Here is a 20,955-nt window from a genome sequence, read left to right on the forward strand (position 1 = left end):
ACCACAGCTGCCAGCGCTTGTGACAGATGTGACCGCGCCGGCGAAGCTCCCGGGAACTAGGGTGGAATCATGGCGGAAATCATCGAATTCAGCGGCGCCGTCCTCACCGGGCCGGAGGAGGAACGGCGCGGCCTCTGGTCGGTCGACGGACGGCTGACCTTCGTCCGGCCACTTGCGAAGCCCGACGTCGTCCTGGACGGTTGGGTGCTTCCCGGCCTGGTCGACGCGCATTGCCACGTTGGCTTGGGCAAGGGCGGAGCTGTCGACGAGGAGACTGCCCGCCTGCAGGCGACTGCGGACCGGAATGCCGGGACCCTCTTGATCCGCGATGCCGGATCCGCAAGCGACACGCGCTGGCTGCAACGCCGGGCGGACATGCCGAGGATCATCCGCGCGGGCAGGCACATCGCGAGGCAACGGCGGTACATCCCCGGGCTGGCCGAAGAGGCGGAGCCGGAGGATCTGATGGAGGCAGTCCGCAAGCAGGCGCGGTCCGGAGACGGCTGGGTCAAGATCGTGGGGGACTGGATCGACCGCTCCGCCGGGGATCTCGGCCCGTCCTTTCCGGCCGCCGTCGTCAAGGACGCCGTCGCGGCCGCACACGACGAGGGGGCGCGGGTGACCGCCCATTGCTTCGCCGAAGGGACAATCGATGACATGCTCGACGCCGGGATCGACTGCATCGAGCACGCCACCGGATTGTTGCCCCACCACATTCCCCGGCTGCTGGACCAGGATGTGCCGATTGTCCCCACGCTCATCAACATTGCGACGTTTCCGGACATCGCGAAGCAGGCTGAAACCAAATTTCCGCGCTACGCCGCCCACATGATCGCGTTGTGGGAGGGCAGGCATGAGCGGGTCCTTGAGGCGTTCGACGCCGGAGTGCGGGTGTACGCCGGAACCGACGCCGGAAGCGTCATCAAACACGGCCGGATCGGCGAGGAGATCCTGGAACTCCAGCGGGCGGGTCTTCCGGCGGCCGCCGCCCTCGATGCTGCCTGCTGGTCCGCCCGTGAGTGGTTGGGTGCCGACGGCATCAGCGAAGGCGCCAGCGCAGACGTCGTGCTCTACGCAAAGGATCCCCGAGCGTCCCTAGAGATCGTGCTGCAGCCCGGATGCACCGTTCTGAGGGGACACATTTCAGGAAGCGCCGGGCATTAGGAATAAATTGAAGCTTCAAGTAATTTAGATACATAGAGGTTGCCGAAGGGCGGCGCCACAAAAAGCCGGGAGTTTCACATGACCATCACATCCAGCCAGGATCTCCTTCCTGCCGAACTCACCATGGGCACTGTCATGCTCAAAGTGGGGGACATGAAGCTCATGGGCGACTACTACCAGCGGGCGCTGGGGCTGGACGTTGTCGCCGAACAGGACGGCGGGCTCTACTTCGGCCGGCTAGGCAAGCCGTTGGTGCACCTCGCGCCGGCCGCTGGTCTCCAGATCCCGGGCCGCGGAGAGGCCGGACTCTTCCACACGGCGCTGCTTTTCGAGGATCAGCCCTCGCTCGCCGCAACTGTTGCCTCCGCCGCGCAGTACGAACCCCACGCCTTCGTCGGCAGTGCCGACCACTTGGTCAGCGAAGCCTTCTACTTCACCGACCCGGAGGGCAACGGCATCGAACTCTACTACGACAAGCCCCGTGAAGGCTGGGAGTGGAACGGCAGCTCGGTCGTGATGGACAGCTTGCCGCTCCCGCCGCAGCGCTACCTCCAGCAGTACCTGAGTGAAGCGGCCGTGACGGGCCAGCATGGGGCGGGCGCCGGCGTCGGGCACGTCCACCTCCAGGTGGGCGACGTGAAGACCGCCCATGATTTCTACGTCGACACCCTCGGCTTCGAGCAGACCGCCGGCTGGCACGGGCAGGCCCTGTTTGTCTCCGCGGGCGGCTACCACCACCACATGGCCATGAACGTGTGGAACAGCCGCGGTGCAGGCCCGCGCAAGGACACCCTCGGCCTCGGCGAGGTGGTCATCGAAGTGCCGTCAGGAAACGACGTCGGCGCGCTCGCCGATCGCCTCAAGGTAGCGGGCATCGCCTCGCACCACACAGGCCAGGAGCTCCGCTTCGAGGACCCGTGGCGCAACCGCCTGCGGGTCGCGGTCCGCTACGCTTGATCCGACGGCGTGGCGCATCTCGGCCGCTGCGCCGCAGCTCCGTTGGCACGACTGAATGAGAGTACTTTCCATGGGCTTTGCTGAAATCTTTGTTGCCACCCACGATGAAGCACTCAAGAGGGCCGCTGCCCTGGAGAAGGGCAGCGACGTATCCGGCGCCGCGGTACGGATCCCGGGAATCAGCGATTTCGAAGTAGAACAACTCGGCGACCTCGCGGGCACGGCCGTGCACGCAGGCGGGGCCGACTATGAGCTTGCTTTGGTGGACGTCACCAGCGACGCCTTGCTGGGCGTCCCGGAAGCGATGGTGCGTGCCCTGTCTGAGCTCCTTAGCTACGAGACCGAAGGCGAAGGGAACGTCCTCGACGACGTCGCCGAACGCTGGGCGGCCCAAGAGGACATGCCCTTTGATGCCCAACAGGCCCGCCTGTACGTCCAGCAGTTGGCGGCCCTCGCGAGCGACGTCGAAAAGGCCGAACGGGGCGGTCTCTACGTCTGGTCCGCTGAGCAGTAACCCCGCAGAAAACCCGCCGCACGGGCTGCGTGTTCGAAATACTGTCCGCCATCTGGCACAATGGACAGGTACTCGATCCGCGCGGCCCCTCTCTCCGTGTGTGCATCTTGTCCTTGGAACCCTCAAGTATGGCCCGCCCCACGGGTGCAGAACGACGGGCTCAACCCCGTTTCAGAAACAGGAGTGACCACAAAAGTGGCCGTAAAGATTCGCCTTAAGCGCTTCGGTAAGATGCGCGCACCGTACTACCGCATCGTCGTCATGGACTCCCGCGCCAAGCGCGATGGCCGTGCGATTGAAGAAATCGGCAAGTACCACCCCACCGAAGAGCCCTCGTACATCGAGGTTGTCTCCGAGCGTGCACAGTACTGGCTGTCCGTCGGCGCCCAGCCGACCGAGCAGGTTGCCGCGATCCTCAAGATCACCGGTGACTGGCAGAAGTTCAAGGGCCTCCCGGGCCAGGAAGGCACGCTGAAGACCAAGGTCGCCAAGCCTGCTTTCGTTGCACCGGAGAAGGGTTCCGTCATCATTCCGGAAGCCATCACCAAGAAGGCCAAGCAGTCGGAAGCAACTGAAGCTCCCGCTGACGCTGAAGCAGAGACCACCGAGGCTGAGTAAGTTGCTGGCAGAAGCGCTCGAGCACTTGGTCCGCGGGATCGTTGACAGCCCTGAGGACGTCAAGGTCAGTGCCAAGAACAACCGCCGCGGGGAATCCCTCGAGGTGCGCGTTCACCAGGACGACCTCGGACGGGTGATCGGTCGCCAGGGTCGCACCGCACGCGCTTTGCGCACTGTGATTGCGGCATTGGCGGGCGGCGAGCAGGTGCGGGTCGACGTCGTCGACACCGACCGTCGCCGGTAACGCGCTCAGCAATACTTGTCTTAAATCCGGCCCCTTCACCAGATTATGGTGGAGGGGCCGGATTGTTTTACGAGCAAACCCAGCCGTGGGTCCCTCATCCGGGCCCAGCGAAGAAATCAGAGGAACCCCATGCAGCTCCAGGTTGCCCGAATCGGCAAGCCCCACGGAATCCGCGGCGAAGTCACCGTCCAGGTGCTCACCGATGCCCCCGGCGATCGTTTCGTCCCGCGCACCGAATTTGTGGTGGAGCCCGCGAAGGCCGGCCCCTTGACCATCAGCAGCGCCCGGTGGAACAAGGACATCCTATTGCTCGGTTTCGAAGAGATCTCCACGCGCAACCAGGCGGAGGAAATCCGCGGCGCGAAGCTGTTCATCGAGACCGAAGAGCTGGAAGAGGACGACGACGAAGGCTGGTACGAGCATGAGCTCGTCGGCCTTGAGGTCCGCGTCGGCTCGCAGACCGTAGGTAAGGTGACCGCGCTCAACACCATGCCGGTCCAGGACCTGCTGGTCATAGAAGACATTGACGGCAAGGAAATCCTGGTGCCCTTCGTCGAAGAGATCGTGCCCGAGGTCAACGTCGAAGACGGCTACGTGTTGCTCACGCCTCCGCCGGGGCTCTTCGAACTGAACACTGATGCTTCCGGCACCGATACGGAAGAGGACGACGCTGAAACCAAGGATGACGCCTAAATGCGCATTGATGTCGTCAGCATCTTTCCCGAGTACCTGGCGCCGCTTGAGCTTTCCCTCATAGGCAAGGCCCGCCAGGATGGGCTCTTGGAGGTCAATGTCCATGACTTGAGGGCCTTCACCACCGACAAACACCGCACCGTGGACGACACTCCGTATGGTGGCGGTGCGGGGATGGTCATGAAGGCCGAGCCCTGGGCCCAGGCCTTGGAATCCATTGCCTTTGCACAAAATGCCGAAGTTGGAACTGCCGCGCCTGAGCGCTCGTCGGACGCGCCGGCGAAAAAGCCGGTCCTGATTGTGCCGTCGCCCGCGGGGGAGCGCTTCAACCAGGCACTCGCCTATGAGCTCGCCGAGGAAGAGCAGCTCGTTTTCGCCTGCGGCCGCTATGAAGGCATTGACGAACGCGTCATGGAGTGGGCGGCAGGGCACTTCACCGTGCGTCCGGTCAGCTTGGGCGACTATGTCCTCAACGGCGGCGAAGTCGCAGTCCTGGCCATGGTCGAGGCCATCGGACGCCTGCTTCCGGGCGTCGTCGGCAATCCCGAATCCTTGGTGGAGGAATCCCATTCGGACGGCTTGCTGGAATATCCGGTCTACACGAAGCCCTCGTCATGGCGCGATCGTGACGTGCCCGCGGTCCTCTTGAGCGGCAACCACGGGAAGATCGCCCAGTGGCGCCGCCACGAACAGTTCCGCCGCACGGCGGAACGCCGCCCTGACCTCCTCACAGAGTTCGACGCCGGCCACCTGGCACGTGCGGACCGCACGGCTTTCGGTGAACTCGGGTACGACGTCGTTGATGGCCGGTTGCGGCGCCGCCCGGACAGCGACCTCCCGGACTGAGCCTGCCGCCGTCGGGCAACTTCATGCTCCGCCCGACCGCAGGAACCGGGCCGCATTCGCGGGATTCGCCGGAACCCGCGGGGTGTGGCAGAATTAACCCTTGTGTCTACTGGGTTCGCGCCTGCCACAGGGGGAGCGTCACCAACAGCCTGACAACCCGGAACCGCCAATCAGTGGCGGTACCGGACTTGAAAATCTTCGGCGGTAATTTCCGGCCGGCCTTGCGCCCCGGGCTTGCCCGCCGTGACCCAAAGTGGATGACCTGTGGCGTTCACCAGGAGTGGATTAATGCATATCCTCGATAGCGTAGATGCAGCTTCGCTGCGTAACGATGTTCCCGAGTTCCGCGCGGGTGACACCATCAAGGTTCACGTGAACATCATTGAAGGCAAGAACTCCCGCGTCCAGGTCTTCCAGGGCTTCGTCCTGGGTCGCCAGGGTGACGGCGTTCGCGAAACCTTCACGGTCCGCAAGGTCTCCTTCGGTGTCGGCGTAGAGCGTACCTTCCCGGTTCACTCCCCGATCATCGAGAAGATCGAGGTCGTCACCAAGGGTGACGTCCGCCGCGCCAAGCTCTACTACATGCGCGCACTGCGCGGTAAGGCTGCGAAGATCAAGGAAAAGCGCGACTTCGCCACCGGCAAGTAGGTCTTTCGACCAACAGCGGGTCCTGGATTCGTGTCCGGCCTGCGCCGGAGAAATCCGCAACGCAACAGGAAACGAATCATGGACCACGCAAAACGCCAGCCCCGGAAACAGGGCTGGCGTTTTGTTTTGCTCGCACTTTTCCTGGCCGTGGCCATCAGCGGGCTTGTCCGGTCCATGTGGCTCGATGTCTACTTCATCCCGTCCGAGTCCATGGAGCCGATCCTGGGCACCGGAGACCGCATCCTGGTGTCCCGGACCGATTTCGCCGGGGACCCTATTCGCCGTGGAGACATCGTGGTCTTCGACGGAAGGGGAACGTTCGCTCCGCTGAACAGCGGCAAAGGACCGTTTGCCGATGCCGTCGCCGCCGCTGGCCATTGGCTGGGCCTGACGGGAAGCGACACGACATACGTCAAACGTGTCATCGGCCTTCCCGGAGACCACGTGGCTTGTTGTGGCAGCAACGGAAAACTCACAGTCAACGGTCAGCAGCTTGAGGAACCCTATCTTTATCCCGGCGACACGCCGAGCGAACAGAGGTTCGACGTCATCGTTCCGAGTGACAGATTGTGGCTCATGGGGGACCACCGTTCGCGGTCGGCCGATTCGCGCGGCCTTCTGGGCGCACCCGGCGGAGGGATGGTGCCGCTGGAGCGTGTCATCGGGCGTCCAGTCCGGATTATCTGGCCGCTTGATAGATTTGCAGAACTGCCTCGCCCTGCGCAGGCCGGTACAACCTCGAAGAACGGACAATAGATGCCCGAGACAACTCCCGGGAAGCCGGAACGGCACGACGGCGACGCCCGGCCCCTGGACGGACCGTCCGCTCCCGCCATGGATCTTGCAGCGGGCGACGGCGATCCGTCCCCCGTGGGCGCGACCGGCTCGACGGCGGTCCGGCCTGAAGAGCACGAGTCGCCGCGCCGCGCCGCACGGCGGAGCTCACGGCCGGAATCGGGCGAAAGCGATCGCTCCGAAACTCCCGCTAAAACCCACGGCAGTCCGTTCCTCGGCTGGCTCAGGGAAATCGGCACGGTGGTGGTCATCGCCATCGTGTTGTCCTTCCTCATCAAGACTTTCCTGTTCCGTGCCTTCTTCATTCCTTCGGAGTCAATGGTCAACACCCTTGACGTTGACGACCGGATCTTCGTTAATCTGCTGGTCCCGCAACCTTTCGCGCTGGAGCGGGGCGACATCGTGGTCTTCAAGGACGCACAAGGTTGGCTGCCGCCCACGCAGAAGACGACTCCCGGACCCTTCAAATGGTTCCAGGACGGTCTCGTCTTCGTCGGACTGCTTCCGGACGAGACCAATCAGCACCTCGTCAAGCGCGTGATCGGCCTGCCGGGGGACAGGGTCTCCTGCTGCGACAGTTCAGCGCGGGTCAGCGTCAATGGCACGGTCCTCAACGAGAGCTACATCAATCCTGCCCAGGTTCCCATGGCCAAGTCTTTCGATGTAGTGGTCCCTGCGGGCAAAATTTGGGTTATGGGCGACAACCGCAACAACTCGGCCGACTCCCGCGAACACCAATCGGTCAATGGTGGTTTCATCGACATCGCCGACGTCGAAGGCAAAGCAACGGTTATTGCGTGGCCCATCAACCGGTGGCAGATCCTTGACAACCACTCCGAGGTCTTCCGCAACGTTCCTTCGCCGTCGCCCCAGAACACGGCTTCACCCACGGCTCCAGCGAGCAAGTGATGGTTCCGGCGGGAGCGCGAGCGGCAACGCCGGTTCGAACGCAGCGGAAACCCGCCGCGCGGACCAAACACGCTCCTGATTTTCCCACCCTGGACGTCGAACGGGGATTCCTGGCTCCAGGGGTCACGCTTCTGGCCGGTGTCGATGAAGTAGGCCGCGGAGCCCTCGCCGGACCGGTGTCGGTGGGGATCGCCGTCGTCGACCTCAGGGACCACGGCCTGCTCGCCGATGTCCGCGACAGCAAGCTTCTCAAGCCCGAGGACCGCGAGCGGTTGGAACCGCTGGTACGCGAATGGGCGGTTGGCGCCGCAGTGGGCCACGCAAGTTCGGTGGAGATTGATGCGCTGGGCATCGTGGGTGCCCTGCGCCTTGCCGGCACACGCGCCTGGTTCGAGATTCTCGCCTCGGGCGTGCATCCGGACCTCGTCCTGCTGGATGGGAGCCACAACTGGCTCTCGCCCCAGACCCAGGGCTCCTTGTTCGACGCCGAGGTGGCCGGTCCTGCTTGTGAGGCCCCGGTGCACACCCGGGTCAAAGCGGACATGAGCTGCCTCAGCGTGGCGGCGGCCAGTGTGCTGGCCAAAGTGGCCAGGGACCGCATCATGGTCGGGCTGCACGAGGAATATCCGGCCTTCGGCTGGAACGAGAACAAGGGCTACGCCACGTCCTTCCACCGCGACGCCATCAGATCGTTGGGTCCCACGCCGTACCACCGGACCAGCTGGAACCTGGTCTAGCCTTCGCTTTTCCTTGCCCTGGACGCCGCCGGCCCGGCCGTGGCGCCGCCTGCCCGCTCTATGGTGCAAGATGGATCTATGAGTGCCGAGGATCTTGAGAACTACGAAACCGACATGGAGCTGCAGCTCTACCGCGAATACCGCGACGTCGTTGGTTTGTTCAGCTACGTTGTCGAGACCGAACGGCGGTTCTATTTGGCGAACCACGTCGACCTGCAGGCCCGCAGCGCCGATGGCGAGGTCTATTTCGACCTGACGCTCCAGGACGCCTGGGTGTGGGACGTCTACCGTTCGGCCCGATTCGTGAAGAATGTCCGGGTCATTACGTTCAAGGACGTCAACGTCGAAGAACTTCCGCGCAGCGAGGAACTCTCCCTGCCGAAGGACGGCGATCTGGGGGATCTCGGCAACCTGGGCAATTAGCCAAGCCCGGCAACTGCTCCTCCACACCGTCCGGCTGGCGGAGTTTCCCACATAGCGGCACTGCCCCCTGTCTTTGAATTCTCCGCGCCTCCAGGCTGGAAGCGGAGGTGGTCATGAAAGCCAAAGACGTGTTGGGACAGCGCGGTGAAACGCTGGCCGTAGCTTTCCTTGAAACCCAGGGAATGCGGATTGTGGACCGCAATTGGAGATGCTCCGACGGCGAGATCGACATCGTGGCGCTCGACGGCGACACCTTGGTGATCGCAGAGGTCAAAACCCGGAAGAACCTGGCCTATGGGCATCCTTTCGAAGCGGTCGGCGCCGCCAAACTCGCCCGGCTCCACCGCCTGGCCGGGTCATGGTGCCGTGACCACGAGGTGCGCGCCGTGCTCCGCCGGGTGGACGTCGTGGGAATCATCGACGACGGGGTGGGCGAGCCCCAGCTCGAACACCTCAGGGGCGTGGGCTAGATGGGAGTCGGCCGAAGCTACTCCGTGGCGCTGTTGGGCCTGAACGGCTACATCGTGGAGGTCGAGGCAGATATCGGCCAAACCCTCCCCAATTTCGTGATCCTGGGGCTGCCGGATGCCTCCCTGAACGAAGCCAAGGAACGCATCCGCTCCGCGGCACAGAACTCAGGCATCCCGCTGAGTCGTCGAAAGATCACCGCAAACCTGATTCCGGCCTCCCTGCCGAAGCGTGGCTCGGGTTTCGACCTCGCGATCACCATGGCAGTATTGCGCGCCGCGGGCGATATCCGTTCCACAGAAGACACAGTCTTCATCTCCGAGTTGGGACTGGATGGCAGGTTGAGGCCCGTTCGCGGCATCTTGCCGGCGGTCATGGCGGCTGTTCAAGCAGGCCACCCCAAGATTGTTGTGGCCCACGCCAACGTCGCCGAGGCCGAGTTGGTACCCGGGGCGGTGGTCCGTGGCTACAAGACCCTGGCTCGTCTTGCGTTTGATTTCGGGGCCAACCCGCAGGACCTGGCCCTCGATTACGACCCGGCCGACGGCGAGGTCGCAGGGGATCAGGACGCCGCTGCCGCTGTTGTTCCGGATCTTTGTGATGTCTCGGGGCAGGGCGATGCCCGCCGCGCCTTGGAGGTTGCGGCAGCCGGGGCACATCATGTGCTGCTTTGCGGTCCGCCGGGTCTATGTCCTTAACCATGTATGCGTGAAGGCATACGAACTGTGGCTGGCTTGCCGCCAAACATGCGCGCGGAAGCAGCGCCTGCCCGGCCCGGCGGGCTACTTCCCGGGCTTGGTGTAGGCGACGTACGAGCGGTGAGCGCGGACCTCGACGGGCCGACCAAGGCCAGCGAGCTAAGCTATCTCACCGCGGTCTCTGGTCTTCCGCCGACAGGGCTCTGTGGCCCAGCCCCGCTTAGTGAGTCGGGGCGCCGTCTTAGCGGCGACCGCCGCCCACATTCCGATTTATAGTCCGGCGTTGTTCAAAGCGAATGGCGGGCGCATGAGTCCGGGGGTGAGGCCCTCGGCGGGGTCATTTCCCAGTTGGATGATCCGGTTGACCTTGTCCACGTGGACTACCTTGGGCTCGTAGGCGTTGGCTTCCTCGGTGGTCATCTCTGCGTACGTGATGAGGATGACGACGTCGTTTTCGTGCATCAGGTGTGCGGCCGGGCCATTGATCCCGATCACGCCCGAGCCACGTTCACCGGCGATGGTGTACGTCTCAAGGCGGGCCCCGTTTGTGACATCCACAATGGCTACGAGCTCGCCGGGCAGAATATCGGCAGCATCCAGCAGGTCCAGGTCGACGGTGACCGAACCCACGTAGTGCAGGTCCGCATGCGTAACGGTGGCGCGGTGGATTTTAGACTTGAACATTGTGCGATTCATAGGAATCTCCAGGAGTTGGCGGCTTGTGCCGCGGCCGGTCAATAGCGGATCCGCCATGAACGCTACACCGTCCCCAAATTTGATGAGAGGATCTGAGCCTTTCAGACCGGATCTTGCCACGACATTCTCAGTGGTTGCCCGCGGATACATGCGGAGGAAGGAAATGCGTGAACAGTTCCAGTTCTGCGGAGAAGCGAAGTGCCTTGTCCTTGTTCTCAGTAAAGACATAGCCCACGAGGCCCCATTCGGTGTCGTTGGCCAGGCGAAGCGACGAACACAGCCTGCAACCTCGATCTGAAAGTTGGTGCGCCCGCTAACCCAACGAAGGACAGGTCTTGCAGCGTTGGAATGGGCCCCACCCGACGCAAACGTCGACGCTGGCCCGGAGCAAGCTTGAGACATACGTCGGATTTTGCCCAGTTGAGTGGTCACTGAATTCCCCCAACGCCATCTCGAAAGCCGAGGGTCGGAGGACTCTGGATAGGACAGGTTCACGGTCGAGGCATTCGCCGCTTACGGCTCTTGGAACCTCGTTCTACAACTCGTCGCTATGGCCTGCGCCGCGAAATGGGCGGGGAGACAGATATGGCGAAGGCCTTCGCTCCGGTTCCTGAGCCCTCCCGGTAAGCTAGGAGGCTCCTCTCTCGTGCGGGAGGGGCCTCCTTCCTCTTGCCTGGCTTAGGCTGCCTGAGCCGCTTTCATGGCCTGCATGACGCGGTCGGTGACCTCGTCGATCTTGCCGATGCCGTCAACCTCGGTCAGGATGCCGCGCTCGGCGTACTTGGCCACAACGGCTGCGGTCTGCTCGTGGTACAGGTCCAGGCGGTGGCGGATGACGGGCTCGTTATCGTCGCTGCGCCCGGTTTCCGTGGCACGGCCCAGGAGGCGGCGCACCAGTTCCTCATCATCGGCGGTTAGCTGCAGGACGACGTTCAGCTTTTGCTCAGCGGTGGCGAGGATCTCATCGAGGTAGTCCACCTGTGCGGGGGTGCGGGGGTAGCCGTCCAGCAGGAAGCCGTCTTCGACGTCGGTCTCCCTGAGGCGGTCGCGGACCATCTTGTTCGTCACGCGGTCCGGAACAAAGTCCCCGGCGTCCATGTACTTCTGGGCCTCGACGCCCAGCGGCGTCTCACCCTTGACGTTGGAGCGGAAGATGTCGCCGGTGGAGATCGCAACGACGCCGAGGCGCTCTGAAATGCGTTCCGCCTGCGTTCCCTTGCCTGAACCCGGAGGTCCGATTATCAACATTCTGGTCATCGCAATAACCCTTCCTAGTTACGTTGTTGTGGCTGGCAACAATTTTTGCTTGGAGTTTCCCGGCCAACGCCCACGCTGCTCAGGAAAGTGAGGTGATCATGAGACGGCCGAGTGTCCCCGGTTGCCGCGCCAGCGGGTTTGCCGCGATGGCAGCCATAGTCCCACGGACTTCCGGACAGGCCTTCACCGCTTAAAGTGATCACGGGACGAGCATGGCTAAACGTGCTGGGCCGCAGACGCAGGCGGCAAGCCGTTAAGGTTTTTGTTGCTATTCGACTTTGGCAGCGTGCGGCCGGGGATCGGTGCCGGGTCCCACGGGTAGCGAGCGTAGACCTCATATCCTTCGGCCCTTTCCAGCATTTCGCGGTGGAATGGTCCGGCAGCTGAGAGCCAAAGTATGGAGTTGTCTGGCATAACGTCTTCGACCGTCCCTGTTCGAACGATCTCACCGTGACGTCGTACTTCCACATACTGCCCCAAAGCGCGCTGCCAGTCTGGCTGCAAGTGAAGATCCACAACATTCCTGTCGGTTCCGGTGTTGATGAAAAGTACTGGGTTGGTGAAGCGGTGAGGCGCCTAGAACGTTGCGATAGTGGATGATCCGGGTGATCATCTGGCGCCTCACCGCAGATCGGGGGCCGGCTTGGTGCTGTCGGCTAGAGGGACCGCTGTTCGACGCCGTTGTAGGCGCTCAAAGGGCGGATGAGGGCGTTAGATGCCGACTGTTCCATGATGTGGGCTGTCCAGCCGGTGATGCGGCTGGCGACGAAGATGGGGGTGAACATCTGGGTGTCGAAGCCCATGAGGTGGTAGGTGGGGCCAGCGGGGTAGTCGAGGTTGGGTTTGATGGCTTTGGCCTCGTCCATCGCGGTTTCAAGTCCGTTGTAGAGTCCCAGCAGTTCGGGACGGCCGTAGTGGGCGATCATTTTGTCCAGGGCAGCCTTCATCGTGGGGACCCGGGAGTCGCCGTGCTTGTAGACCCGGTGCCCGAAGCCCATCACCTTCTTCTTGTTGGCAAGCGCGTGTTCCATCCAGGCCTTCGCCCGGGCTGCTGCCTCTTCCAGGGATTCCTCAGGCCGTATGCCGATCTCATCGAAGGTGTGCATGACCGCTTCGTTAGCGCCCCCGTGCAAGGGACCCTTGAGCGCCCCAATGGCCGCCGTCACGGCTGAATGGAGGTCGGACAAGGTAGACGTCACCACTCGAGCCGTGAACGTAGAGGCGTTGAAGGAGTGCTCCGCGTAGAGAATCATCGAGACGTTGAACGCATCTACGACCTCATCCGCAGCGTCCTCACCGAAGGCCATCCACAGGAAGTTGGCGGAGTAGCCCAGGTCGCAGCGGGGCTCCACCAGATTCTGGCCGCGCCTGCGGCGCTGGTCGTAAGCCACGACGGCGGGCATCGCGGCGAACAGGTCGATAGCCTTGGCCATGTTGGCTTCGGGGGTGGCGTCCTCAGCCAGTGGATGGCGGGCTCCCATGACCGAAGCGGCTGTGCGGCAGACATCCATCGGGTGTGCCGTGAGTGGCAGGGCGTCCATCACTTGTTTCACCGCGGGGTCCAGGGCACGGCCGGCCCGTTCCTTCGTTGTAAAGGCGGCCAGCTCATCGGCGTTGGGCAGTTCGCCGTTCCAGAGCAGGTAGGCGACCTCTTCGAAGGTGCATTTGGCGGCGAGCTCCTGGACCGGGTACCCGCGGTACAGCAGGGAGTTGGTTTCTGCGTTGACCTTTGAGACGGCGGTGTAGTCCACCACGACGCCGGCAAGGCCCTTCTTAATCTCTGTGTCAGCCATGCTGAACTCCTTCGTTGCAGTTCTTGCTTTAGTGGAAATCGGGGATCTGGAAGTTGAAGACGCCGGAATCGAATTTGTTGTAGGCCTCGTAGTCCACGAGGTCATAGAGCCGGGCTCGGGTGAGCATTTCAGGCACGCGTACCTGCTGGGTTCCCAGGCTCTTGAGCGTGTCCAAAACCCGTTCAGCGGCACCCATGGCGCTGCGGAGCAGGGTCACCGGGTAGATCACCATGTTGACGCCTACGGCCTGGAGCTGTTCGGTGGTGAATAGTTCGCTTTTGCCGAATTCGGTCATGTTGGCCAGGATCGGCACATCCACGGCGTCCCGGATGGCACGGAACTCGTGCAGGTCCCGCATGGCCTCGGGGAAGATGGCATCTGCTCCTGCCTCCACCAGCGCCTTGGCACGCTCCTTTGCTGCCTGGAGTCCGTCCACTGCGCGGATGTCGGTCCGGGCCATGATCAGGAAGTTCGGATCGCGGCGGGCGTCCGCGGCGGCACGGATCCGTTTGGTGGCGGTGTCCAGGTCGACGACGTTCTTGCCGTCCAGGTGGCCGCAGCGTTTGGGGTTGAACTGGTCCTCGATATGGAGTCCGGCCAGGCCCGCGTTCTCGAGTTCATGGACACTGCGGGCCACGTTCATGGGTTCCCCAAACCCGGTATCCGCGTCCACGAGGGACGGCAGGTCCGTCATCCGGGCGATCTGCCCGGCGCGGGTGGCCACCTCGGTGAGCGTAGTGAGGCCGATGTCCGGCAGACCGAGGTCGTTGGCGAGCACTGCGCCGGAGATGTACACGCCGGCGAACCCCTTCTCCTCGATCAGCCGGGCCGAGAGCGGGTTGAACGCGCCGGGGAACTGCTGGATAGTCCCCGAGGCCAGGATCTCCCGCAGCTTGAGGCGTTTTTGTTCCGGGGTGGTTTTTGAGTACAGCATTAGAACAGTCCCTTCGGTGCGGCCGCGAAGTCGATGACTCCGGGCGCGGCGGTGATGTTCAGCTGGTCCAGCTCGCCTGCGGCCAGCTGGGGGAGCCGGGCTGCGGCGTCGAGGAAGCGCTCGATTTCGTCCTCTTCCACCAGGCCGCCGGCCAGGGTGCGGAACTTGTTGACGTACTGCTCGCGCGCGAAGGGCCGGGCGCCGAGCGGGTGGGCGTCGGCGACGGCGATTTCGTCGGTGATGACGTTTCCGTTGGTCAGGGTGATTTCCACGGAACCGCCGAACGCCTTCTCGTTGATGTCCAGGGAGTGGTAGCGGCGGGTCCATTCCGGGTCCTCGACCGTGGTGACCTTCTGCCACAGTTCCACGGTGTCGGGGCGGGCGGCGCGTTCGGGGGAGTAGGAGTCCACGTGGTGCCAGGCGCCGTCCTGCAGGGCCACGGTGAAGATGTAGGGGATGGAGTGGTCCAGGGTCTCCCTGGATGCGGTGGGGCTGTATTTCTGCGGATCGTTCGCGCCGGAGCCGATCACGTAGTGCGTGTGGTGGCTGGTCTTGATCAGCACGGACTGTACGTTGGCCGGGTCGGTGGCCTCGGGGTGCTCTTTGTGGAGTTTGCGGGCCAGGTCGATCCAGGCCTGGGCCTGGTATTCGGCGGAGTGTTCCTTGGTGTAGGTGTCCAGGATGGCGCGCTTGGCCTCGCCCGGGGTCGGCAGCGGGACCTGGTAGGAGGCGTCCGGGCCGTCCAGCAGCCAGGCGATGAAGCCGTCTTCGCCTTCGTAGATCGGCACGGGGGAGGTCTGGCCCCGCATCGAACGGTCCGCCGCCTCGACGGCCATCTTGCCGGCGAACGCGGGGGCGTGGGCTTTCCAGGTGGAGATTTCTCCCTTGCGGGACTGCCGGGTGGCGGTGGTGGTGTGCAGGGCCTGGCCGACGGACTGGAAGATCGTTTCGACGTCGAGCCCCAGGAGGGTGCCGATGCCGGCTGCGGCGGACGGGCCGAGGTGGGCCACGTGGTCGATCTTGTGCTTGTGCAGGCAGATCGCCTTGACCAGGTTGACCTGGATCTCGTACCCGGTGGCGATGCCGCGGATCAGGTCGTGGCCGTTGGAGCCGACGTGCTGGGCGACGGCGAGGATCGGCGGGATGTTGTCGCCCGGGTGGGAGTAATCGGCTGCGAGGAAGGTGTCGTGGTAGTCCAGTTCGCGGACCGCGACGCCGTTGGCCCAGGCCGCCCATTCCGGGGACACTCGCTCTCCGATACCGAAGACCTTGGCGCCCTGGCCCCCGGTCGACGGTCCGTGGGTGAGGGCCTGGGCGCGGGCGGCCACGATCGGGGCCCGGTTCAGCGACGCGATAGCCACGGAGGCGTTGTCGATGATGCGGTTGATCACCATCTCCGTGACTTCAGTAGTCACTTCAACGGGGTCCGCCGCGACCAACGCGATTTTGTGCGCCAGCTGTTCCTCGCGGGGGAGGTTCTCTTCGCTTTTGTAAACGCGGACGTGGTTGTTCTTGACCATGGTGCTCCTTATTGAGGCGTGTGGGTCGCCTTGAGATGGGTGAGACTGCGGTGCAGGTGAAGCGAGGTGGCCGCCTCGGCAAGCCGGGGATTGCCTGCGGCGATGGCTTCGGCGATGGCTGCGTGTTCTGCGGCTGCGGCTGTGAGCCGGGTGGCGTCGTCGGCTGCCAGCCGTCGGACCCGGACAAGGTGTACCCGAAGGCTGTGCATGGCCTGGGCCAAGTAAGAGTTGGAGATAGCGGCGTCAATGGCCTCATCCAACCGGCCAACCAGCCCGTAGTAATCATGACGGGCAGGATCGGCGTCACTGATAAGCCCAGGCGCGGCCAGCAGCTCTTCCTGCAGCTCCCGGAAAACTGTTGAGTCTCCCCGTTCCGCAGCCAGGGCGGCCGCCTTGCCTTCGAGTGTCTCGCGGAGCTCGAACAATTCGTCAACGTCTTCAAGCGAGATGTCACTGACGACGACTCCGCGACCCCCGGCAGTCCGGGTCAGACCTTCGGCGCCCAGTCTTCCCAGAGCCTCCCGAAGTGGAGTTCGGGACACTCCTAGTCGTTCCGACTGTTCGACTTCGGCCAGAACCGTTCCCGGGAGGAGACTCCAATCTAGGATTTCTTCTCGGAGAGTTTGGTAAGCCCGTTCACTGGCGCGCATGAAGTCAATGTATACATTCAAGCGAGTCTACGCAAGAACAGGTTCAGAAACTTCCCTTTATGTATACAATTCGGAGCAATGGGGCGAGATGCGGACAGCGGGAAGCCTGCTAGCGAAAGACGCATCACCGGCGTCCTGGTCTTATACTCCTCTTGCTTGTCGGGGGCGGTCAGTTCCGCTTCCAGCGCAGTCTCCAGCACGTTCCTCGTGGGCTGGTTCAGCAGCCCGCCCGGGCCTACCAGGCTCGGCCCGACTCCCAGTGGGTTGAGGTGTAGACGGCGAAGATCATGCTTGACGCTTTGGTGTCGCTGGTGAGGTAGCTGGCGACGGTCCGGGCGTAGGGGAGTTCTGTTCCTGGTTGACGGAGGGGGCCGACGCAGAGGGTAGCGCCGACTTTGTTGTTGTCCGCGGTGACGCGACGAGGCTTTCTTTGGGCCAGAAGCCAAGGTTTTCCTATGAGGCTGAGCAGGTCTGCGGGACGCTGCTGCCCAGGCCCAGGACGCCCCGCGCTGTTTCGCGGACCGCCAGAGGTTGACTGACCGTCCGTACGGTCATAAGATGGGGAACACCCTTAGACGCGATCTGATTTAGGAGAACCAATCCCCATGCAGCTTGCCAACACGACAGCGATAGTAACTGGAAGTGCGTCGGGCTTAGGGGCTGCCACCGCGGCGGCCCTTGCAGATAGCGGTGTCCACGTCTTCGGGCTCGACCTCCCGGGAGCCCTGGAGGCAGCCCCCGAGGACAGTCGGATCACCTACGTAGCCACTGACGTAACAAACGCCGATCAGGTCCGCGTTGCCGTAAATGCGGCCGCGAGCACCGGCGCGCCTCTTCGTACGGTTGTGAATTGCGCTGGCATAGGGCCTTCGAAGCGGATCCTCGGGCGCCAAGGCGTCCACGATATCGAGCTGTTCGCCCGGGTGGTGACAATCAATCTGGTCGGTACCTTCACGGTCCTGGCGACCGCGGCAGAGGCGATTGCGGCCACAGAGGCAGACGCATTCGGTCAGCGCGGGGTGATCGTGAATACAGCCTCGGTGGCTGCCTTCGACGGGCAGATCGGGCAAGCAGCTTACGCCTCCTCCAAAGGCGGAGTCGTCGGTCTCACTCTGCCTGCCGCCCGTGATCTGGCTCGGAACGGCATTCGAGTGTGCACCATAGCACCGGGCATCGTGGACACCCCCATGCTGGCTACGGTGGGCGAGGAGTACCGCGCCGCACTTGCCGCGAGCGTGCCTTTCCCTCAGCGTCTCTGCCGACCCGAGGAATACGCGCAGCTTGTAACAATGATCGCGGAACATGACTACCTGAATGGGGAGACCATCCGCATGGATGGTGCCCTTCGCATGGCTCCGTCTTAATCCAGCCCCTGCCGGCGCGGGACTTGTACTCTATCCAAACGAAAGAATGATGGACCCATGTTGATGAAGACTGCTGTCAACCACCGTGCGTTTCCACTCGTTGGTGATGTTCTTTGACTGCGGCGATTGTCGGGCTCGGCATGAGCCCGTTAGGCAAGGTGTTTGGACGAACCTCCATGGACCTGGCGGGGGAGGCGGTCCTGCGTGCCGTAACGGATGCGGGCCTGACGGTAGGTGATCTCGATGGGCTCCTCCTCAGTGGGGGCATGGCCAACGATGTCACGCCGCATTTGGCAATCGATCTCGGCCTGACCGAATTGAACCTGCTGGCGGTAACTTCGACGTACGGCGCGAGCGCGGGGGCTATGGTGGCCGCCGCAGCTCGAGCTATCTCCGATGGGACAGCAACCGTCGTCGCGTGCGTCTTTGCCGATACCCCGCTCAAGGACGGCAAATCTTCTGCCTGGGGATCTCCGGTCGCCGGGCTTGAGGGGTACAGGGGCTGGAGCATGGCAACCGGCGCTGCAACGCCCAATGTGCTTTATGCCATGGCCGCTCGGCGCCACATGGAGACCTATGGCACAACGACGGAACAATTTGCCGAGATAGCAGTCGCCCAGCGTGCCTGGGCTGCCGGCAACCCCTTGGCGCAATATCGGGATCCGATAACAGTGGAAGACCATCAGGCATCTCCTTGGATCGCCGACCCTTTGCGGCGCCTGGACTGCTGCCTCGTATCAAATGGTGCGATCGCAGTGGTCGTCACTTCCACCGAGCGTGCGGCTGACCTCCCGCAGCCACCGGTTCACGTCCTGGGGTATGGGGAAGGGCACCGACCGCGTCGGCTTGGGCGGGGCTCGAGCTGGGGTTTGGAGACTGGGGCGAGCGCCTCCGGCCGCCAGGCGATGGCCCGGGCCTCGATCACAACTGCCGATGTCGATGTAGTCGAGCTTTACGACTGCTACACCTATACCGTCCTGGTGTCCTTGGAGGATTACGGTTTCTGTGCCAAGGGGGAGGGCGGTGCTTTCGTCGCAGACGGCAGACTTGCTCCCGGAGGATCTCTCGCCGTGAACACGGGCGGTGGCCAGCTGTCGAGCTACTACATGTGGGGATTTACGCCCCTCAGCGAGGCGATCATCCAGGTCCGTGGACACGGCGGTGCGCGCCAGGCGCCGCGCAGCGATATCGCGCTGGTCAGCGGCAACGGGGGGATCCTCGAATTCCACTCGACACTGATCTTGGGAAAACAGGAGCGAAACACATGAGCGTGCCAGTTCCCGTCGTCCGCCGCACTGCGGACAGCGCTGACTTTTTCGACGCGGCCTCCGCCGGTCGTCTCCTGCTTCGGTGCTGCACAGGCTGCGGTACGTTCCGCGGACCGCAGGAGCCGCTGTGCCCGTCGTGCTTCACGGCCGACCACGAGCGTGTTCTGGCTTCGGGGGAGGCCACCTTGGTTAGCTGGTGTGTGGTCCATCGTTCGCCCCTGCCATCGCTGCCTGCGCCTTACATAGCTGGGCTCGTCGAGGTTGAGGAGGGGCCTTGGTTGCTCACCAGATTGCTTGCCGCGCCGGAGGAGGAGCTGACCTTTGGCAGCGGGATTCAGATTTACGTAGTTCCTGGTCCAGAGGAGGGTGAGGCTCTCGTCCTTTCCTGCACCCCGGCGTTTTCCACTCACCGATCGGCCGCTACGGTCGGCTGACCGTCCCGGCGAACCGGATTGCCCGCTGCCGTCGGCTGAGCCGATAACCGGTAATCGTCTCGAACTTTTCTACGTCAGGGTCGGGGGAGAATCCCATGGGTAGCGGGTAAAAACTTCAAAGTCCTCGGCTCGTTCGATCATTTCGCGGGAGAAAGGACCCTCGGCGGAGATCCAGAGTATGGAATTGTCCGGCATTACGGCTTCAACTGTTCCCGAACGAACAGCCTTTCCGTGACGTCGAATCTCGACAAACTGCCCCAACGTGCGCTGCCAATCCGGCTGCGAATGAAGATCCATGGGCTTCTCGTATCCGTTCCATGAAAGTGGAACATTGATCTAATGGATGGATAGGTAGGCGGTGAAGCTCCGAGCCCTTCGACTGCTGATTGCCGTGTAAGCCGGACCCGAACGGGCGTAGTTGGTACCTACAAACCCCTAGGCGTGCGGCCCGGGCCTGGTTTGCCGGCATAAGCCTGGGCGATTGACATCCATTCATCGGCCACAGGCCCTTCCGTGAGCAAGGCTGAGTTGTCTCTGTGCCGCCGCTGTGTCACGACGAGGCAGAAATCCACGACTGGCCCGCTGACGGAGTTCACTGCGTCCTCCGGTCCCCAAGACAATTCGCTGCCATCTGGGGCGGTCAGCCTAACGCGGACCGGTACGTCAGGCGCCTTGAGGCCTCGATTGGTAAAGGAGAAGCCGAGTGTCTTCACTCCCAGATCGGCAATGTGTCTGAGCCGCGCACTCTGCGGGTACTCCACGCCGAGCCCATCCGCGACGTCCTGGCCGTGAGCCCATGTCTCCATCAGCCTCGCCGTAACTGCGCTAAGAATGCTCATATCCGGCCCGAACCAAGATATCCGGGCCTTGGGGGGCAGCGCCGCGAAGTCTTTCAGGAGGCGCGCGCGGGAACTCCGGAACCAGTCAAGCAGCGCCACGGGGTCCATGTCCCGGTACTGCCGGACCAGCCGGTCGGGAACATCACCACCCTCGGCCAACAAGTCGGCCCGTAGCGCCCTGAACTCCTGAGCGCTAAGGGCCGCAAGCATGGCAACGTCGTCGAAGTACGCCAGATGGGAAATTTGGTCGCGCACTGCCCAACCGTGGGACGGCGTGGAGCGGTCCCAGTCCTGGGGGGCCAGTGGGGCCAGTATGATTTCCAGGGCCGTGGTCTCGGCCTCCAGATCCTCGAGCAGTACTGTCAAGTGCGACATCAGGCTTGTCCTTCCATCCGATCCGGCTGTCCGAATGGGGCGCTCCGTCCGTCCGGATCAGCCTAAGCATAATGACCGTACAGGCGGTCAGTCAATCATCCTCTTTATTGT

Annotated in this window: 23 protein-coding genes and 2 pseudogenes; 17 read left to right on the top strand and 8 right to left on the bottom strand. The window is 63.3% G+C overall.

Translation table 11 applies throughout. From position 1 onward, the window contains the following. The first annotated feature begins 69 nt into the window (after positions 1-69). The 14 genes and pseudogenes from AC1DJB_RS03435 to AC1DJB_RS03500 form a co-directional block, all read left to right on the top strand. On the top strand, positions 70-1,164 hold the full coding sequence (locus AC1DJB_RS03435; protein ID WP_307055685.1) for an amidohydrolase family protein: 1,095 nt from the start codon (positions 70-72) through the stop codon (positions 1,162-1,164). Between the two features lie 78 nt (positions 1,165-1,242). Beyond that, positions 1,243-2,121, top strand: coding sequence for a VOC family protein (locus tag AC1DJB_RS03440; RefSeq protein WP_307055687.1), 879 nt, complete (start codon positions 1,243-1,245; stop codon positions 2,119-2,121). Between the two features lie 70 nt (positions 2,122-2,191). Then, on the top strand, positions 2,192-2,635 hold the full coding sequence (locus tag AC1DJB_RS03445; protein WP_284988333.1) for a hypothetical protein: 444 nt from the start codon (positions 2,192-2,194) through the stop codon (positions 2,633-2,635). Positions 2,636-2,830: 195 nt separating this feature from the next. After that, entirely contained in the window at positions 2,831-3,253 is a 423-nt protein-coding gene (gene rpsP, locus AC1DJB_RS03450) for a 30S ribosomal protein S16 (RefSeq protein ID WP_059387673.1), read from the top strand. A gap of 1 nt (position 3,254) precedes the next feature. Continuing rightward, positions 3,255-3,497, top strand: a complete 243-nt coding sequence (locus AC1DJB_RS03455) for an RNA-binding protein (RefSeq protein WP_028267532.1) — start codon at positions 3,255-3,257, stop codon at positions 3,495-3,497. 129 nt (positions 3,498-3,626) lie between these two features. Continuing rightward, entirely contained in the window at positions 3,627-4,190 is a 564-nt protein-coding gene (gene rimM / locus AC1DJB_RS03460) for a ribosome maturation factor RimM (RefSeq protein WP_441437113.1), read from the top strand. Continuing rightward, on the top strand, positions 4,191-5,036 hold the full coding sequence (gene trmD / locus AC1DJB_RS03465; RefSeq protein ID WP_284988331.1) for a tRNA (guanosine(37)-N1)-methyltransferase TrmD: 846 nt from the start codon (positions 4,191-4,193) through the stop codon (positions 5,034-5,036). It begins immediately after the preceding gene. Between the two features lie 288 nt (positions 5,037-5,324). Then, entirely contained in the window at positions 5,325-5,684 is a 360-nt protein-coding gene (gene rplS / locus AC1DJB_RS03470) for a 50S ribosomal protein L19 (protein ID WP_059387674.1), read from the top strand. 78 nt (positions 5,685-5,762) lie between these two features. After that, on the top strand, positions 5,763-6,440 hold the full coding sequence (gene lepB / locus AC1DJB_RS03475) for a signal peptidase I (RefSeq protein ID WP_307055691.1): 678 nt from the start codon (positions 5,763-5,765) through the stop codon (positions 6,438-6,440). Further along, positions 6,441-7,388 (top strand): signal peptidase I, encoded by a 948-nt coding sequence (lepB, locus tag AC1DJB_RS03480; protein WP_306960805.1) that lies wholly within the window; start codon positions 6,441-6,443, stop codon positions 7,386-7,388. Continuing rightward, complete coding sequence (locus AC1DJB_RS03485; protein WP_441437112.1) at positions 7,388-8,125, top strand: ribonuclease HII; 738 nt, start codon at positions 7,388-7,390, stop codon at positions 8,123-8,125. Before lepB (AC1DJB_RS03480) ends, AC1DJB_RS03485 begins: the two co-directional genes overlap by 1 nt. A gap of 78 nt (positions 8,126-8,203) precedes the next feature. Continuing rightward, positions 8,204-8,548, top strand: coding sequence for a DUF2469 domain-containing protein (locus AC1DJB_RS03490; RefSeq protein ID WP_059387678.1), 345 nt, complete (start codon positions 8,204-8,206; stop codon positions 8,546-8,548). 113 nt (positions 8,549-8,661) lie between these two features. After that, the gene (locus AC1DJB_RS03495) at positions 8,662-9,018 is read left to right on the top strand and encodes a YraN family protein (protein WP_059387679.1); all 357 of its coding nucleotides are present in this window, start codon (positions 8,662-8,664) and stop codon (positions 9,016-9,018) included. Beyond that, positions 9,019-9,702, top strand: a pseudogene (locus tag AC1DJB_RS03500) (magnesium chelatase domain-containing protein); the annotation flags it as partial. A 282-nt stretch (positions 9,703-9,984) separates the two neighbouring features. Here AC1DJB_RS03500 and panD read toward each other — a convergent pair. The 7 genes and pseudogenes from panD to AC1DJB_RS03535 all read right to left on the bottom strand — a co-directional run. After that, complete coding sequence (panD, locus tag AC1DJB_RS03505; protein ID WP_476909867.1) at positions 9,985-10,410, bottom strand: aspartate 1-decarboxylase; 426 nt, start codon at positions 10,408-10,410, stop codon at positions 9,985-9,987. Between the two features lie 127 nt (positions 10,411-10,537). Then, positions 10,538-10,690, bottom strand: coding sequence for an aldehyde dehydrogenase family protein (locus AC1DJB_RS03510; RefSeq protein WP_476909953.1), 153 nt, complete (start codon positions 10,688-10,690; stop codon positions 10,538-10,540). Between the two features lie 398 nt (positions 10,691-11,088). Then, positions 11,089-11,658, bottom strand: a complete 570-nt coding sequence (locus AC1DJB_RS03515; protein ID WP_476909954.1) for an adenylate kinase — start codon at positions 11,656-11,658, stop codon at positions 11,089-11,091. 665 nt (positions 11,659-12,323) lie between these two features. Further along, positions 12,324-13,460 (bottom strand): bifunctional 2-methylcitrate synthase/citrate synthase, encoded by a 1,137-nt coding sequence (locus AC1DJB_RS03520; RefSeq protein WP_476909868.1) that lies wholly within the window; start codon positions 13,458-13,460, stop codon positions 12,324-12,326. A 28-nt stretch (positions 13,461-13,488) separates the two neighbouring features. Next, positions 13,489-14,394, bottom strand: a complete 906-nt coding sequence (gene prpB / locus AC1DJB_RS03525; protein ID WP_476909869.1) for a methylisocitrate lyase — start codon at positions 14,392-14,394, stop codon at positions 13,489-13,491. Then, entirely contained in the window at positions 14,394-15,914 is a 1,521-nt protein-coding gene (locus AC1DJB_RS03530) for an MmgE/PrpD family protein (protein ID WP_476909870.1), read from the bottom strand. Before AC1DJB_RS03530 ends, prpB begins: the two co-directional genes overlap by 1 nt. After that, positions 15,910-16,564: pseudogene (locus tag AC1DJB_RS03535) on the bottom strand (GntR family transcriptional regulator); the annotation flags it as partial. The gene AC1DJB_RS03530 and the pseudogene AC1DJB_RS03535, both read right to left, overlap by 5 nt. Positions 16,565-17,169: 605 nt before the next feature. On the opposite strand from AC1DJB_RS03535, the gene AC1DJB_RS03540 reads away from it, so the two are divergent. From AC1DJB_RS03540 to AC1DJB_RS03550, 3 genes are all read left to right on the top strand, one after another. Further along, a complete protein-coding gene (locus tag AC1DJB_RS03540; protein ID WP_476909871.1) occupies positions 17,170-17,928 on the top strand; it encodes an SDR family NAD(P)-dependent oxidoreductase in 759 nt (252 codons plus the stop codon). 113 nt (positions 17,929-18,041) lie between these two features. Further along, a complete protein-coding gene (locus AC1DJB_RS03545; protein WP_476909872.1) occupies positions 18,042-19,196 on the top strand; it encodes a thiolase C-terminal domain-containing protein in 1,155 nt (384 codons plus the stop codon). Next, positions 19,193-19,630 carry a Zn-ribbon domain-containing OB-fold protein gene (locus tag AC1DJB_RS03550; RefSeq protein WP_476909873.1) on the top strand — a complete coding sequence of 146 codons (438 nt, stop codon included), beginning with the start codon at positions 19,193-19,195 and terminating at the stop codon, positions 19,628-19,630. Before AC1DJB_RS03545 ends, AC1DJB_RS03550 begins: the two co-directional genes overlap by 4 nt. Positions 19,631-20,055: 425 nt before the next feature. On the opposite strand, the gene AC1DJB_RS03555 is transcribed toward AC1DJB_RS03550, so the two are convergent. Continuing rightward, on the bottom strand, positions 20,056-20,844 hold the full coding sequence (locus AC1DJB_RS03555) for a TIGR03084 family metal-binding protein (RefSeq protein ID WP_476909874.1): 789 nt from the start codon (positions 20,842-20,844) through the stop codon (positions 20,056-20,058). Positions 20,845-20,955 lie beyond the last annotated feature (111 nt).

This window comes from Arthrobacter sp. 01T428 (genome assembly GCF_056398685.1).